At 39.5% G+C, this 16,205-nt stretch carries 16 protein-coding genes; 4 read left to right on the top strand and 12 right to left on the bottom strand.

The window, feature by feature from the left end:
- Positions 1-4 precede the first annotated feature (4 nt).
- Positions 5-1,174 carry a class I SAM-dependent rRNA methyltransferase gene (locus tag IGJ39_RS08800; protein WP_019722955.1) on the bottom strand — a complete coding sequence of 390 codons (1,170 nt, stop codon included), beginning with the start codon at positions 1,172-1,174 and terminating at the stop codon, positions 5-7.
- Positions 1,175-1,565: 391 nt separating this feature from the next.
- Here IGJ39_RS08800 and IGJ39_RS08805 point away from each other — a divergent pair, with 391 nt between their 5' ends.
- From IGJ39_RS08805 to IGJ39_RS08815, 3 genes are all read left to right on the top strand, one after another.
- Positions 1,566-3,764 (top strand): LTA synthase family protein, encoded by a 2,199-nt coding sequence (locus IGJ39_RS08805; protein ID WP_438765026.1) that lies wholly within the window; start codon positions 1,566-1,568, stop codon positions 3,762-3,764.
- A 477-nt stretch (positions 3,765-4,241) separates the two neighbouring features.
- On the top strand, positions 4,242-4,970 hold the full coding sequence (locus IGJ39_RS08810; RefSeq protein ID WP_019722957.1) for a hypothetical protein: 729 nt from the start codon (positions 4,242-4,244) through the stop codon (positions 4,968-4,970).
- Positions 4,957-5,469, top strand: coding sequence for a hypothetical protein (locus IGJ39_RS08815; RefSeq protein WP_010735100.1), 513 nt, complete (start codon positions 4,957-4,959; stop codon positions 5,467-5,469). The genes IGJ39_RS08810 and IGJ39_RS08815 overlap by 14 nt, the downstream gene beginning before the upstream one ends.
- A 77-nt stretch (positions 5,470-5,546) precedes the next feature.
- Here IGJ39_RS08815 and IGJ39_RS08820 read toward each other — a convergent pair whose 3' ends face one another.
- Genes IGJ39_RS08820 through IGJ39_RS08830 form a run of 3 tightly spaced genes read right to left on the bottom strand, consistent with a single transcriptional unit; the run spans position 5,547 to position 8,036 of the window.
- The gene (locus IGJ39_RS08820; RefSeq protein ID WP_019722958.1) at positions 5,547-6,989 is read right to left on the bottom strand and encodes a sensor histidine kinase; all 1,443 of its coding nucleotides are present in this window, start codon (positions 6,987-6,989) and stop codon (positions 5,547-5,549) included.
- On the bottom strand, positions 6,989-7,705 hold the full coding sequence (locus IGJ39_RS08825) for a response regulator transcription factor (RefSeq protein WP_195339552.1): 717 nt from the start codon (positions 7,703-7,705) through the stop codon (positions 6,989-6,991). Before IGJ39_RS08825 ends, IGJ39_RS08820 begins: the two co-directional genes overlap by 1 nt.
- Entirely contained in the window at positions 7,686-8,036 is a 351-nt protein-coding gene (locus IGJ39_RS08830) for an SdpI family protein (RefSeq protein WP_019724437.1), read from the bottom strand. The genes IGJ39_RS08825 and IGJ39_RS08830 overlap by 20 nt, the downstream gene beginning before the upstream one ends.
- A 142-nt stretch (positions 8,037-8,178) precedes the next feature.
- Between IGJ39_RS08830 and IGJ39_RS08835 the strand changes: the two genes are divergently transcribed.
- Positions 8,179-8,952, top strand: a complete 774-nt coding sequence (locus IGJ39_RS08835) for a Cof-type HAD-IIB family hydrolase (protein ID WP_019724436.1) — start codon at positions 8,179-8,181, stop codon at positions 8,950-8,952.
- A 293-nt stretch (positions 8,953-9,245) separates the two neighbouring features.
- On the opposite strand, the gene IGJ39_RS08840 is transcribed toward IGJ39_RS08835, so the two are convergent.
- From IGJ39_RS08840 to IGJ39_RS08875, 8 genes are read right to left on the bottom strand one after another with little or no spacing between them, the layout of a single operon-like run.
- Positions 9,246-10,640 (bottom strand): oxaloacetate decarboxylase subunit alpha, encoded by a 1,395-nt coding sequence (locus IGJ39_RS08840; protein ID WP_195339551.1) that lies wholly within the window; start codon positions 10,638-10,640, stop codon positions 9,246-9,248.
- Complete coding sequence (gene citX, locus IGJ39_RS08845) at positions 10,641-11,180, bottom strand: citrate lyase holo-[acyl-carrier protein] synthase (RefSeq protein ID WP_195339550.1); 540 nt, start codon at positions 11,178-11,180, stop codon at positions 10,641-10,643.
- Entirely contained in the window at positions 11,173-12,705 is a 1,533-nt protein-coding gene (citF, locus tag IGJ39_RS08850) for a citrate lyase subunit alpha (protein WP_195339549.1), read from the bottom strand. Before citF ends, citX begins: the two co-directional genes overlap by 8 nt.
- Before the next feature lie 2 nt (positions 12,706-12,707).
- The gene (gene citE / locus IGJ39_RS08855) at positions 12,708-13,595 is read right to left on the bottom strand and encodes a citrate (pro-3S)-lyase subunit beta (protein ID WP_195339548.1); all 888 of its coding nucleotides are present in this window, start codon (positions 13,593-13,595) and stop codon (positions 12,708-12,710) included.
- Positions 13,583-13,891, bottom strand: a complete 309-nt coding sequence (gene citD, locus IGJ39_RS08860; protein ID WP_010735091.1) for a citrate lyase acyl carrier protein — start codon at positions 13,889-13,891, stop codon at positions 13,583-13,585. The genes citE and citD overlap by 13 nt, the downstream gene beginning before the upstream one ends.
- Positions 13,888-14,898 carry a [citrate (pro-3S)-lyase] ligase gene (citC, locus tag IGJ39_RS08865; RefSeq protein ID WP_195339547.1) on the bottom strand — a complete coding sequence of 337 codons (1,011 nt, stop codon included), beginning with the start codon at positions 14,896-14,898 and terminating at the stop codon, positions 13,888-13,890. The genes citD and citC overlap by 4 nt, the downstream gene beginning before the upstream one ends.
- A gap of 16 nt (positions 14,899-14,914) precedes the next feature.
- A complete protein-coding gene (locus tag IGJ39_RS08870; RefSeq protein ID WP_010735089.1) occupies positions 14,915-15,040 on the bottom strand; it encodes an OadG-related small transporter subunit in 126 nt (41 codons plus the stop codon).
- A gap of 15 nt (positions 15,041-15,055) precedes the next feature.
- The gene (locus tag IGJ39_RS08875; protein ID WP_034691433.1) at positions 15,056-16,171 is read right to left on the bottom strand and encodes a sodium ion-translocating decarboxylase subunit beta; all 1,116 of its coding nucleotides are present in this window, start codon (positions 16,169-16,171) and stop codon (positions 15,056-15,058) included.
- Positions 16,172-16,205: the final 34 nt, after the last annotated feature.

Here is a 16,205-nt window from a genome sequence, read left to right on the forward strand (position 1 = left end):
CTCTCTATTTTTTTATTTCATAAACAAATACCTTCAAATAATTTCCTTCTGGGAAAGAATCAATGGTTTGAAAATCATCAGGCAAACGATAGACACCGCTGATTTGATACTCATACTCAGCTGAGATCAATTCATCTTCGATCATTGCTTGAAATTGATCGATCGACACATTGGCTGCATTTGTCGAGGCAATCAGGATTCCTTCATCGGCTAAGATCGACAAGCTATCTTTCACTAATTCACCATAATTTTTTGCCACGCGAAAGACTTTTTTCTTATTACGTGCAAAGCTTGGTGGGTCCAAAACGATCACATCGTAAGAGAAACCTTTGCGTTGTGCGTATTTGAAGTATTCAAAAACATCCATGACGATGATTTTATGGGCATCAGGCGCCAACCCGTTGACCTCAAATTGTTCACGAGTTTTTTTCAAGCTTCGCTTTGCTAGATCGACACTTGTGGTTTCTGTTGCCCCGCCCATAGCAGCAGCTGCAGAAAAAGCACCTGTATAGCTAAACATGTTCAGTACTGATTTTCCTAAAGCCAAGCCATCGATCAATGCCCCTCTGACTTCTTTTTGGTCAAGGAAAATCCCGGTCATCAGACCTTCATTCAAATAAGTGGCATACGTCACTCCATTTTCTTGGACAAGTAAAGGTTCTTTCGCCTCTTCACCAGTCACATGCTGACTCTCCGGTAATCGTGTCGTTTCAAATCGGATTTTTTCGTAGATTCCGATAATCTCAGGATAAGCAGCTTGAAAAGCTTTTAGTAAAACTTCACGAGCCAAATATAAGGTTTCATTGTACCAAGAAAAGACAGCAAAACTATCATAGTAATCGATGATCAATCCACCGATGCCATCTCCTTCTCCGTTGAACAAACGAAAAGCTGTTGTCTGTTCATCATTAAAATAGCTTGTCCTTTTTTCTTTAGCTGTCAGAAATTTTAGTTCAAAGAACGATTGATCAAATGGTTCATCCTTGTGACTTAGTATCCAACCAATCCCTTTGTTTTGTTTCCCTAAATAGCCTTTTCCTAAAAATTTACCTTGCGGATCAACTAATTCTACCCATTCTGTCGTTTTTTTCATTTGGACGAGATCCTCTTCTTGGATCAATGGATAGCCTTTTAAAAATTTCTTGACTGCTCTTTTTTTTATTGTTAGTTTCATTGGCTCACCTGCTTTTTCATTGTCCCTTTTAGTATAACAAAAAACACGCGTCTTGTCTTAGAGATTCCCTGTCTTGTAGGTAGTTTACCTTAGAAAAGAGTTTAGAAAAAAGGCCTCTTGTCTCCCCCCTAAAATTGAATAAACGGTGTTCCAGAAGTAGCCCATTTAGAAATAATCATGAAGCCCTGATAATTTAAAGAATAATTTCCGGTTTTCCATGATGCGTTCTCAGTACTGATCACTTCTATCACAGTCTCTCTTCATGTGTAGATTTTTGTACAAAACTCAGCGATCTTAAAGAAAATCTTAATCTATCAAGCTGGATTGGCACTTTCAATTGACACTATTTTGGTCTACTAGTAAAATGGTTAGGAGTATGTGAGTCGTGAGTATGTTTCATGTCACTCTTTTTTTATGTAAGAGTGCAGAAAGGAAGATTAATTTGAAAATAAAAACACCCGCTTTTTTAAATAAAAGGCTCGGATTTTTTTCTTTACTAGCAGTTTTGTTATGGGTCAAAACGATTGCTACTTATCTATTTGATTTCCATTTAGGGATTGATAGTGGGATCCAATATTTTATCTTGTTCATCAATCCAATTGCAACGACTATCCTTCTTTTAGGGATTGCCTTATATGTTAGACGGACGAAAGCAGCGTATATCACGATGCTGGTCATCTATTTCTTGTTGACCTTGCTCTTATTTTCTAACATCATCTATTATCGTGAGTTCACTGATTTTATTACGATCAACGCGATCCTAGGCGCAGGAAAAGTCGCAAGTGGTTTAGGCGAAAGTGCCTTACGGTTATTCCGTCCTTACGATGTTCTTTATTGGATCGATATCATTTTGATCGTGGCACTTTTAGCCACGAAAAAAATCAAAATGGACACACGTCCTGTACGCGCTCGAATGGCGTTTGCCTTTACTACCTTAGCAGTGATGATCTTTTCAGGAAATCTCTTTTTAGCTGAAGCAGATCGTCCAGAGTTATTGACACGTACATTCTCTCGTGATTATTTAGTTAAATATCTTGGACTAAACGCGTTCATGGTGTACGACGGTATCCAAACCTACCAAACAAACCAAGTACGAGCTGAGGCAAGTCCAAATGATATGAAAGAAGTAGCGACTTACGTCAAAGAACATTATGCTCAACCAAACCAAGATCTCTACGGATTAGCTGAAGGTAAGAATGTCATCTATATCCATTTAGAAAGCTTACAACAATTTGTGATCGATTATAAACTGAAAGACGAAAATGGCGTAGAACATGAAGTAACGCCTTTCTTGAATAGTTTATTCCACAGTAATGAAACATTTAGTTTTGACAATTTCTTCCATCAAGTAAAAGCTGGAAAAACAAGTGATGCAGAAACATTGATGGAAAATTCATTATTCGGTTTAAACCAAGGATCGTTGTTCACTCAACTTGGTGGTAAAAATACTTTCCAAGCGGCACCAAATATTTTAAAACAAACAAAAGGATACACCAGTGCAGCATTCCATGGTAATGCTGGTACATTCTGGAACCGTAATGAAACGTACAAGAGTTTTGGTTATGATTACTTCTTTGATGCTTCATACTATGATGTGAATGACGATAACTCATTCCAATACGGTTTACATGACAAACCATTCTTTGAACAATCCGTCCAATATTTAGAACGGATGCAACAACCTTTCTATTCAAAATTCATTGCGGTATCGAATCACTTCCCTTATTCAAAATTCACGAATGAGGAAGCTGGATTCCCGGTTGCAAATACGAACGATGAAACAATCAATGGTTACTTTGCGACAGCTAACTATTTAGACACAGCGGTAGAAGAATTCTTCAACTACTTAAAAACAAGTGGCTTGTATGAAAACTCAGTCATCGTCTTATACGGTGACCACTATGGTATCTCTAATACAAGAAACAGATCTTTAGCTGAATTAGTTGGTAAAACAAGTTCGACATGGACAAACTTTGACAATGCAGCGATGCAACGAGTACCATATATGATCCATATCCCTGGACAAACAAAAGGCGGAATCAATCATACGTATGGTGGTCAAGTCGATGCTTTACCGACATTGCTTCATTTGCTAGGTGTTGATTCAAAAAATTATATCCAATTAGGTCAGGATCTCTTCTCTCCTGATAATAATCAGTTAGTCGCTTTCCGTGATGGTGACTTCGTTTCACCTAAGTACACCTATTATGGTGGAGCTGTCTACGATACTCAAACAGGCGAAGTACTATCCGATATGACCGAAGAACAACAAGCAGAAGTCACTGCCTTACGTGAAGCAGTCAGCAAGCAACTCGCTGTTTCAGACCAGATCAACAATGGCGATCTACTTCGTTTCTATACAGAAAGTGGGTTAGAACCACTTGATACTTCTACGTTTGATTACAAAAATGGCTTACAACATCTGAGTGATGCTGAGCGTTCACTCGGTGATAAATCAACAAGTGTCTTCAGTGAGAACAACAATCAAACGACACAAAATCTTTACGAAACAAAAACGTTCCAAGATATCCATGGTATTCCTGCTGAGGAACCTACGGATAGTGAAGGTTCAGTGGAAAACAACGAATGAACAACGTGAGAACAAGTAACTGATGTTATCACTCAACGAACAGCACTCGAGGAAAGCCTTTCTTCGAGTGCTTTTTTTTGATCTAATAACTAGAAATATAAATAGATTTGCTTATTTCTACTCAGTGATTTTTTTCTTACCCGCACGATTGAAAAGTGCAAAGAGATGCTACTAATCATATTCGATGCCCCTCTGTCCCCTCATACATACTCTAAGTCTGAACCAGACAAATCATTTGATTCTTGGGGACTCATCGCTCGTTCATAAATCTTGAAATTGATACATTCTCCTATTAGTTTTTGCACTGGATCTCATAGTAGGACCAAAAGAATAGCGTCACTAAAGAAGTTTTTTATACGCCTCCAGGTTCCCTTTGCTTGTCCTACTTGATCAGCCTTCCTTTATTTCGGTTTTTCACTAAATGATTTTCATACTTTATTCATATTCATTTTTTATACTATTCTTGAGGTGAAAAGTATGAATATGATCCGTTATTCTACCGCACGATTACTTTATTACAAAAAACAAACATTTCTATATACTTTGTTTTCAAGCTTTTCTGCTTTTCTATTATTGATCAGCTTTAACTTATATAATCTACAAACCACTTTACACAAACAAATCCAAGATCGGGTGTTGATATTTGATGCTTCTGATGTCAAAGAGAACTTGCCTTCATCAGAAACGCTTCAACAAGCCTATCTGGTTGTGATCAGTTGTATACTGGCACTGTTTGCCTTGTGTTTCTTTTTTTTCTTTTTACTCTCACTCTATCGTCATCGTATGGAAATCATCAATTGGCGATTAGCAGGTCTTTCCAAACCAAAAATGTTCTTCTTTGTTTTTTGGCAATCCTTGATTCCATTAGTTCTGAGTTGTCTTGGCGTTCTTTTGATCGTTTTTGCTTTCCAAAATGGCTATCAAGCTTTACTCCAAAAAATCAATTTGGCTCTGTTAGATTTCTTCGAACTACCGAACTTACCAAGTGTCTTTTCTTCTGGAAATGGTTTATCGATCTCGATTGACCAAAATAGTTTTTTTATGATCGATTTTTTTAGCGATAACTTTTTAGTAGATACCTTAAAAGGGATCGGACAGACGATCATTTGTTTAGTTAGTATTAGCACATTACTTAGTACCTGTCTTTTCATGATTTCAAATCGACTTTTAAAAAGAAAGAAGCTGATCATTGATGAACCAACATGATTCACTGATATCATTTAGCGGTTTTACTGTTCTGATCGGTTCGAAAGCCGAACAACAGGTGATTTTCACAGAGATCAAAGCACAACTCCTTGCTTCAGAACGAACTGATCTGATGATCGTTCAAAAAAATTGGCCGTTCTTCCCTTATCTTAATTTAAAAGAACAAGTATTTTTGGACATCCCCGAAAAACAAAAAAAAGCCAAACAGGAACAAGCGCAAGATAAGCTAATGATAGATTCCTCGTTGCTCAAAAAATCAGTAAGTGAGTTGAGCACGTATGAAAGAATCAAATTGCAACTGATGCATGCGATCCTCGCCGATAAAAATAAACTGATCATCGAAGACCCTATCGATGATTTGTCGATTATCGAGATTCAAGATCTTTTGACAAATCTTTGCGATTTAGTCAACGATCATTCTTTTTCAATCTTATTATTGACGCATGATCTTTCCATTGCCGAAAGCCCCTATGTCACTGATTGTAAAGAAGCGAGTTAACTTGAGCTTGTTGATCTTCATAAAAAAACCGTTAAAACAAGAGAGAAGCCTTGTTTTAACGGTTTTTGATTTAGTTATCATTCGATTTCAACATCTGGTAATTTTACAGTAAATGTCGTTCCTTTTCCTAACTCACTTGTTACGTCGAGTTTTCCTTTATGCAATCGAACTAATTGTTGAACGATCGGTAACCCTAAGCCGGATTCGCCATATTTTGTATTTTTTCTAGATGGATCAACTTTGTAATAGCGATCCCATATGCTTTTCATTTGTTGTTCTGACATACCAATACCAGTATCGGTCACTTTAATGATCGTTTCAAGATAACCTTTTTCTAATGTGACTGTGATCGTTCCATTTTCAGTGAATTGGATCGCATTTTGAATAATGTTGACCATGATCTGTACAAACCGATCATAATCAGCGTATACGTCTAATTGTTCAGGTGCTTCTAAAATCAATTGATTACCCGCAGCTTCTGCTTTTGCTTCCAATTGAGCAACAATGTTTTTTAACGTTTCTGTCCCATCAAATTTTTTGATGACCATACTGATTTGATTCGTTCTGATTTTTTCATAATCTAGATTCTCATTGACTAGACGAATCAAACGTTCAGTTTCATTTTTCATTAATTTAATGGCATTTTCCCGTTGGTTTTCTGGGATGGCATTATACTCTAAGCCTTCTAACAAGCCATTGATGGTTGTTAAAGGGGTCCGCATTTCATGGGAAGCATCTGCCATGAATTGTCTGCGCCGATTCTCTTGTTCCTCGATTTCTGCTCGTGATTCTTTCAATGAGTTGGTCATCTTATTGAAATCGTCTGCTAATTCATCAAATTCATCTTTGTCATTTACAGGTAATTGCACATCGAAGTTGCCATTCGTGACTTCTTTTGTAGCATTTCTCAAACGATTGATCCGTTTGACTTGGAAAGCCGCAAAGGCATAGCTTGCGATGATTGCAATGATACTTGAGAAAATGAAGCCTTTGAAGAGATTCAAGGTGACTGATCGCACGCTATTATCGATATTTCTGGCTGGTTGGCTTACAACTAATCCACCATAAAACTCATGATTCAAGTTGAAAGGAACCAACGCATAGGAAGTGGCTTGATTCTCTCCTGAGATATTTTTATTTGAAGTAAACTTGACTTGGCGACCGCTTCTCAAACTTTCCCATTGATCTGCTGTAATCGTAAAATTCAAGTAAACCCCAGCAGTTGGATAAATCACTCGCTCATATTTATCAATAAAGATAAAATTGACATTTTGTTCGGTTAATACTTGTTCAGTCAGTTCCAACGCATTTTGGAATGCTTGATCTTGATTGAATTGAGGAAACGTATCCGCAAAGGTTTGGGTCGTTTTCTCCACCGACTCGGCATAACCAAAAAGTTGTTGGTAATTATTTTCTTCGATGGTCTGCTTGGTCAATTGCGTAAAAGAAATACCGACGATCAAGATGATCATCGCGATCATCCCACAAAATGCCAGTAATTGTTGGTATAAATAGCGCATCAGGAAACACCTGAATCATCAAATTTATAGCCTACTCCCCAAACGGTCTGGATCACTTGTGGGCCTACTTTCTCGATTTTTTGACGCAGTTTTTTGATATGGGCGTCGACGGTTCGTTCATCACCAAAATATTGATAATCCCAAACGAGTTCCAATAACTGTTCTCTTGAAAATACTTGTCTTGGTTTTTTTGCTAATGTAAATAAAAGATCAAATTCTTTTGGTGTCAATCCATCGATCGGTTGGTTATTCAAGTAGGCTTCACGCGTTTTCGTATTCATCTTGAAGTGATCGGTTTGGATGTCAAAATTTTGATCAGATAATGGATTTTCTTCTTTTGTTTCTACCAATTCGCTACGACGGTGTAATGCCTTCATACGTGCAATCAACGTCAAGGGACTAAAAGGTTTAGTGACATAGTCATCAGCTCCCATTTCCAAACCGATCACTTGATCACTTTCAGAATCTCGTGCGGTCAACATGATGATTGGTACCGTACTAGAAACTTTTCGGATTTCTCGTCCAACCATCATGCCATCCAATGTTGGAAGATTAAGATCCAACGTGACCATATCCCAATGTTGTGGATTCTCTAAAAACGCATCTAGTCCTTCTTTTCCGTCGTATTTGAAGGTTGCTTCCCATCCTTCATTCAAAAAAAACATCTGCATCATTTCAGATACGGATTGATTATCTTCAATCATTAAAATGTTCATGCTCGTCTCCTCCATTTATCAAATCGTAAGTTTGTAATTTTTTTTCTGTTAATATAAAAATCGGCATGATCGGAAACACTAAGACCAACATTTCAATAATAAAAAAATTGGTATGTTCGGTGATTTTTAATCCGTAGCCGATCAAGGTCATCAATAATCCGAAAATCAAGAAATATTTTCCGCTTGTTCGTTGGGCAATCCGCCAATGTTCGTCGGATCTAGTGGCACGTTCTGAATGATAACCATAGAAAGGTAAATTACCTTTAGAAGGCAAAATTAAAAATAAGAGCCCTATCAAGGTCAAAAAAAGACCAACTGTTAAAAAAATCATGATTTCACTCTCCAATCTCTGTCTATAGTATACTCTAAAATGGTTGCTGAACCAATAAGTTCAGTAATTCTTCACGAAACGTTTGTCTTTTGTTCATTCTTTGATAAGATAAAGATAGTCAAATGAAAAAGGAGTTTTATTTGTGACAAACTATCAAGCAATCACATTTTTCGATCTCGATGGGACTTTATTAGATGGACATTCTAAAATAACTCCTGAGATCGCCGCAGCAATCCAAGCATTAAAAGAGAATGATATCCTACCTGTTATCGCTACTGGACGGACAGAAATGGAAATCAAACAAATCATGCGTGATGCAGGTATTACTTCCGCTGTAACAATGAACGGTTCTTGTATTAGCGTAGAAGGAGAAGAAATTTATTCTGTACGCTTTTCTAAAGAAGAATGTCAAAAAATGCGTGACCATATCGAAGAGCAAGGTCATGCCCTTTGTTTTTATAATAGAGAGAACATTTGGAGTACTCATCACACAGAGACCATGAGAAAAGCTTATGGCTTTATCCATTCAGATGTGCCACCAATCGATCCTTCCGCTTTTCAGGATCATCCGATCAATATGTTGCTGATTCTTTCCGAATCAGGTGATGAATATTATCATGAACGTTTCCCAGACATGACTTTTTACCGCAATAGTCCCTATTCGATCGATACGGTCAGAAAGGGTATTTCAAAAGGTGCAGGGGTCAAACGCTTAAAAGAAACATTAAAATTAGAGAATGTCCCAACTTTTGGTTTTGGTGACGGGCCGAACGATTTTGCCTTACTTGAAGCTTGTGATCACAAAATCGCGATGGGCAATGCTTATGATGAGTTGAAAGAACTTGCAACCTTCATTACGAAGAAAAATACCGAAGGCGGGATCGTTCACGCATTGAAGCATTTTGAATTGATTTGATTGTGGAACTGCTTAAACATGACAAAACGAAATAGCCGTCACTTTAACAGAGGACGACTATTTCTACTATACCGAATGAAATTTTTGGCGCCTTTTTTAGCGGCGCTTTCCAAAGGGACTGTTCACGCAGTTCCTTTTTTATTGTTAATCTCGCCCAAGACTGAGGATTCAGACATCGCCCCTAAGTCCATGAGTAGGGAATTTTAACTACTCAACATCTCTAAAATGACATATATCCACCTTTATTTTACTATCTCTCAACCGCGGCTAAAAACCGAATCCTTGTTTTGATATCAGTCCATGTCGATCATCACTTCAACCGTTTGCAGTGGTACGTCATAAAAACGGTCTTCGCGACGCCCTAAGAAATCTTTGGCTTGTTGAGGGAATAAGGCATAGCTTAAAAGATCTTCTGGTGATTTTGCATACTCACTGATTTCTTTTTTGAGTAGCGGCAATTGAGGTGCTAGTAAATCTGCGGGTCGCTCTTGGATCACTTGTTCATCGCCAATGATTGTTTGTTGGATGGCTTCAGCGATTGGTGCTGGAGGACGGCCGTACAACCCTCGAACATATTCTTTGATCTCAGTAGGGACAAGCTTGTACCGCTCACCAGAGAGTACATTCATCAGCGCTTGCGTTCCTACCATTTGGGACAACGGAGTAACAAGTGGCGGAAACCCAAGATCTGCTCGAACTTTTGGCACTTCTGCTAATACTTCTTCATATCTGTCTTGTAATCCTTGTTCCGTCAACTGACTTAATAAATTAGATAACATACCGCCAGGCACTTGATAAATCAATGTTTTAGGTTCAATGTCCTTGACTTTAGGATTTAACATCCCTTCTTCGCGAAAACGATCTCTGATCGGATTGAAGTATTCTGCTATTTTTGTTACTTTTTTCATATCTAACCCTGTCTCATAGCCCATTTCTTCAAGCACCAAAGCCATTGATTCAGTTGCAGGTTGGCTCGTTCCACCCGCAAAAGAAGAGATAGCCGTATCGATGATGTCCGCCCCTGCTTCAACTGCTTTTAAATAGGTCATTTCAGCGATCCCACTTGTTGCGTGAGTATGGACTTCTAATGGTAATGGAACAGCATCTTTGATTCGACTGATCAATTCGTAACCAGTTTGCGGGGTCAATACGCCCGCCATATCTTTGATACATAACGAATCTGCTCCTGTATCCGCCATTTCTTTTGCTAACCTCACAAAATAATCGATCGTATGGATTTCACTCGTTGTATAAGAAATAGCTGTTTGGCAATGTCCACCAGCTTCTTTCGCTGTCACAATAGCAGTCTGTAAATTTCGAACATCATTCAATGCGTCAAACACACGAATACTATCAATGCCATTCTTGATCGATTTCTCGACAAATTCTTTGACTACATCATCTGCGTAATTTTTGTACCCAAGGAGGTTTTGTCCTCGAAGCAACATTTGTAGCTTTGTTTGTTTGACTTGTGAACGAATCATACGCAAACGCTCCCATGGATCTTCATTTAAGAAACGTAAGCACGCATCAAAGGTAGCGCCACCCCACATCTCTAATGAATGGTAGCCTGCTTGATCCATTTTTTTCAGGATTGGCAACATGTCTGCTGTAGTCATTCTTGTGGCAATCAAGCTTTGTTGCCCATCACGCAAAACGGTTTCCATCATTTGGATTTTTTTTGCCATTTACTTTCTTCCTTTCTCAACAAGTTGCTGGATATGTGTGCGTATCATTTGCAGGGAATGTTTCTGTTCGCGACTACAAACTTTGGCTACTTCGTTACACACGTAACATGTCCGTTGGTTATATCCCAGCATCTCGCGACTCAACTGCTGCATCTTTCCTTCTTCCCAAAAAAGTACATCAAGATCAACTAATCGACCATAGGGGCATGTTTCTTCGAGTTCGATCATGCGCTTTTTTAGTAGCTCTTTTCTTAAAGGAAGAAGCAAAAAATACTCGTAACCTGTTTTTTTCTTACGGTACAATTGGACCAATGGAGTGACTTCTGAAACACATTCTTCTATAGCTTCGACCACTATATGAAAGACTTGTGCGATTTCTTCTGACGTTTTGACAGGACCTGGTATATTCATTGTTGCTGAAAGCAACACATGTTGTGGATTTGCTTCCAATAATTTTCTTTGTCTGTTAGCACGGGCCTCTCTTGCGATAAGGATCTCTTCATGCGTCACAATTGGTCCATCGAATAATTTGCTACACATTTTTGACCACATCGATCAGTGTGCCATCACGATATTCCACCAAGGCAACGATCTTTTCGCCATACTGGATGGCCGAAGGTTCTCCAACGATGGCATATGCTTTTTGTTTAAGCTCGTCAATCGTATATTGCGGTATATCTACACCCTTAAAATACTCGATCAGATCTTGTCGTTTAGGATTGATGGCGATACCTACTTCCGTAACTAAGACATCAATGCTAGTTCCGGGAGTCACAACCGTATTGACATGATCAACAACAGTGGGTATCCGTCCACGAACGAGTGGCGAGATCACTAGGCTCATTTTACAACCCATGCTGGTATCTGGGTGGCCGCCAACAGCTCCACGAATCACTCCATCTGAACCAGTCATGACATTGACATTGTAAGCCGTATCGATTTCTAGCGCAGACAAAATGGCTGTATCTAGCTGATTTACCATAGCACCTTTACTTGCTGGAGAAGCGTACATACTTGCATCGATTTCATAATGTTGGTTGTTTTCGCCTAAAGAAATCGCAGATAAATGATCGAAATCCTGGACATCGATAATCTTTTCTACTAAACCTTCCTCTAGTAATTCCACCATCGCATTTGTAATTCCACCTAAAACAAAACTAGCAGTCATTTGGTCTTTCAACATTGCTTCGCGTAAAAAACGGGTAACTGCCAGTGCCGCACCACCTGTGCCAGTTTGAAAGGAGAATCCCTGTTGATAATAAGGCGAATGAGTGATGACTTTTGCTGCATACTCTGCGATCAATAGTTCTTTAGGATTTTTAGTAAAGCGTGTCGCACCTTTGGCAATGCCCTCAGGATCACCTATCGCCTCCACTTCTACAACATAATCGACATCCGTCTGTGCAATACTGATTGGGATATTAGGAAAAGAAACTAATGTATCTGTGAGGATGACCACTTGATCCGCATATTTTGCATCGACCATGGCATAACCTAGTGATCCGCAAATGGCCTTTCCAGTGGTTCCATTGGCATTTCCATATTCATCTGAACTCGTCGCTCCTAAAAAAGCGACATCAATATGCAGGTCACCGGATGCGATCGCTCGCGCTCTTCCACCATGTGAACGAATGACTACTGGTTTTTCCATGATTCCTTCCGAAATCGCGGCACCTACTTTATCCCGCAAGCCGCTCGTTGTAATTCCAGTCACAACGCCATTTTTTATATGCTCGATCAATGGTTCATGGACATTTGCGATTGAACTTGGTGCAATCGTGATATTTTTGATTCCTAGAGATGCAATTTCTTCCATGACCATGTTTAGTACAAAGTCACCTTCACGGAAATGATGATGAAAAGAAATCGTCATCCCGTCTTTCAGTCCAGTTTTTTCAATGGCTTCTTTGAGACTTCCCACTATTTTTTTGTCATTCGGACGGACAGGATGGATGCTTCTACTGGCTTCTTTGTATGGTTCAATATGGTCCAACTCACCTTCGTACAGACGATGAGCAACTGTTGCTGTTTGTGGAATCTCTTTACCAACTTTATTTACAACCATTTCTAGATCTCCTCCTCTCTGATCAACTTCGCCGCTTTTGCAAGAGCAATCACTCTTTCTGCTCGCTCGACGATTGGTTTATCCACCATCTTGCCATTCACAGAAATCACGCCTGAACCTTTTGCTTCTGCTTCTTGGATGCCCCAGATCACTTCTTTCGCTGCTTGGATCTCTTTTTCTGTTGGTTCATAAATGGCATGGACTAATGGAATCTGACGTGGGTTGATCACTGATTTCCCATCAAAGCCTAATTGTTTGATCAGACGGACTTCTGCTTGAAATCCCTCAACATTTTCAACATCTGAATAGACAGTATCGATTGCTGCAATACCAGCAGCTCTGGCTGAATGAAGGATCATATTTCGGGCAAAAGACAATTCTTGTCCATCGGGATATCGTTGAGTTTTCATATTGGTCACATAATCTTCGGCACCTAACGCGATGCCAACTAACCGTTTGGAAGCTTTAGCGATTTCTCTTGCATTCAATACCCCTTCTGCAGATTCGATCGCTGCCATCATTTTTGTGGTTCCCATTGGGATATGATAAGTTTCTTCCACTGAAGTGATGACCTGATCAACCTCGATGATGTCTTGTGCGGTTTCTGTTTTTGGCAAGCGAATGACATCGATCCCTGCTAATACCATTGCCTCAATGTCTTGGTCACCCCCAGCCGTCAATGCGTTGATTCGAACGACCGTTTCTACTTTGCTATAGTCAAATGTTTTTAATGCCATATGAACGAGCAAGCGTGCCGAATCTTTTTCTTTTAAAGATACGGCGTCTTCCAAATCAAACATGAGTGAATCTGCACCGTATAATGGCGCATCTCTCAGCATCGCTGCATTTGCACCAGGGACAAACATCATCGTTCTCCTTAAACGTTCCATGAATTGATCTCCTTCCAATCATAGCGCTCTTGCTTTCCAGCTCGATGGACTGCTGTAATCGTCCTTGCCTGGATCGTGCAATCAAGCGCACCTTTATCGACAGCTGTTACTTTGGCGGCTTCAATGCCTAACTGTTGAAGGGTGTCCATAATGACTTTTCTGATTTGGTGACCAAATTGTTTTTCGACATTGCTTGTCAAGGAAAGTTCAATGCCTTTTTCTATCTTTGGATCGATCGTGATCATGATATCACTGGATTCAATTGTTCCAGCCACTGCACTTTGATAAATTTTCACTTCCTGTCACCTCTATTACGTTTATGATTTTTAATATAGTTATAAGTCGAAGCAGGCAAATACGCTTGTAATGTCTGCACGTCATCTTCTTGTAAGGCTTTTCGGACTTTTGTTGCACTGATTGCTACTCTTTTGATACGTTTGCGTGGTAGGACGATCAAAGAAAGCGATTCTCCAAATATCTTTTTCAACGTTTCATTATAGATTTCAGTTACCTTAGAGTAGGGTTCTTCACCGACAAACCGACTTTCAATTGCAAGTATCGGTGCAATTTTTTCTTTGAAAAGTAGCGCATCCAAAGTACCTTGCACTTTTGCCGCTTCTTCTGTAGCATGTTCCTTTAAAAAATAGGCAGGAAATGTGGCGGAAGAAATCAGATAATCTTCTGTCGGTAAAATCGTGACATTTTTTACATGCGCGACCCCTTGCTTGACCATTTCGAACCGTTCGGAAAAGGAAAATTCTGAACGATCTTCTGAAAGGATAAAAAGGTAGACTTGGTCTGCTTGTTTGGCTGCGCACTCCACCAAGTACTGATGTCCTTTTGTAAAAGGATTGGCATTCATCACAATCCCACAGCCTGTACCTTTTTTCTTTTTTACCTTCAACATGGCAAGATAATCTTGAAAGTCAGGTGTACCTTGTTCCATAAACAATATGGTTTCAGTGGCAATGATCTCTTTAAATCCCATAGCATGAAAAATCGGGTGATTACTAGGACTTGTGTAGACAAAGAAATGCCTTTTGTTTTCTTCGGATAAATGATCAATTAATTGCTGAACGATCTTCGTCAACAAATTTTCTGATTGGAAATCCTTCGCAACAGCCAAATATTTTAAAATATTGCGCTCATAAGAACCGGTGGCAATCAGCCGCTCTTCTTGATAGATCCCAACGGTATAGTCAACCTTTTCATTCAATGTGAGACCGGATTTTTCGATCAGCTCCAGCCATTGTTGATAGACTTGAGCATCCTTTTCCAACCATAATCTTTTGATTGTATACATGTACAAGACCTTCTTTTTATTTTCTTACTGGAAACAAGCGACTCAATAGCATCGAAGCAAGATAAATGATCAAGATAACAACGAATACGCCACCCCATCCTAAAACTAGTAGTTCAAGAGATTTGATTAACTCTGCTGACATCGTTTTTCTCCTTTCTTATACCAATAAGGCGAGCAATAAGCCGCCGGCAATCACTGAAGCAATCTGACCAGATACATTGGCTCCAGCTGCGTGCATCAAAATAAAGTTCTGTGGGTCTTCTTCTGTTGCCATTTTCTGAATGACGCGGCTAGACATTGGAAAAGCAGAGATTCCTGCTGCTCCGATCATTGGATTGATTTTCTCTTTTCGGAATAAATTTAACAATTTAGCAAACAATACTCCACCGATCGAGTCCATAATGAAAGCAACCAGCCCTAGACCGATAACCATCAACGTATCGATCTGTAAGAATTCTTCATACTGCATTTTGACCGAAATGGCGATCCCTAATAATATGCTGATGAGATTGACTAACTCATTCTGAGCAGTGATCGACAAACGATCCAATACCCCACATTCTCGTAACAAATTTCCAAACATCAAAAAACCAACAAGTGGCAGAGAGACAGGCGCAATCAAACCAGCGACGACTGAAATAACTAAAGGAAAGAGGATTTTTGCTGTTTGCGACACTTCCCCTGCACGATAATTCATTCGAATACGTCGCTCTTTTTTAGTCGTCACAGCTTTGATCGCAACTGGCTGAATGATTGGCACGAGGGCCATATACGAATAGGCAGCTACCATGATGGCACCCATATATTTCGAATTCAACGTATTCGCGACAAAAATGGAAGTTGGTCCATCCGCTGCTCCGATGATGCCAATAGAAGCTGCATCATTCAAATCAAAACCTAATAGGATCGCTACGATGATCGTAAAGAAAATCCCAAATTGTGCGGCGGCTCCAAAAAGTAATAAAAATGGATTTTGTAACAAGGGGCCGAAATCGATCATTGCACCAATACCAATGAATAATAAGAGCGGAAATAGCTCCGTCGTAATCCCCATATCAAACAAAATTTGGAATGCGCCGGCCTCACCACCGGCACTCAGCACACCTGAATTAGGGAAATTGACTAAGATCGTACCTAACCCCATCGGTACGAGTAACGTTGGTTCATATTCTTTTTTTATCCCAAGGTACATGAGGACTCCGCCAATCACCATCATCACGATGCGTCCCGGCTCTTGCCCCATGCCAATAACTCCTTCAATAAGTGTTTCCACACATGTCACTTCCTTCTACTTAATATTGAATACC

The organism is Enterococcus sp. AZ140, from assembly GCF_051714405.1.
Lineage (GTDB): Bacteria > Bacillota > Bacilli > Lactobacillales > Enterococcaceae > Enterococcus_B > Enterococcus_B pernyi.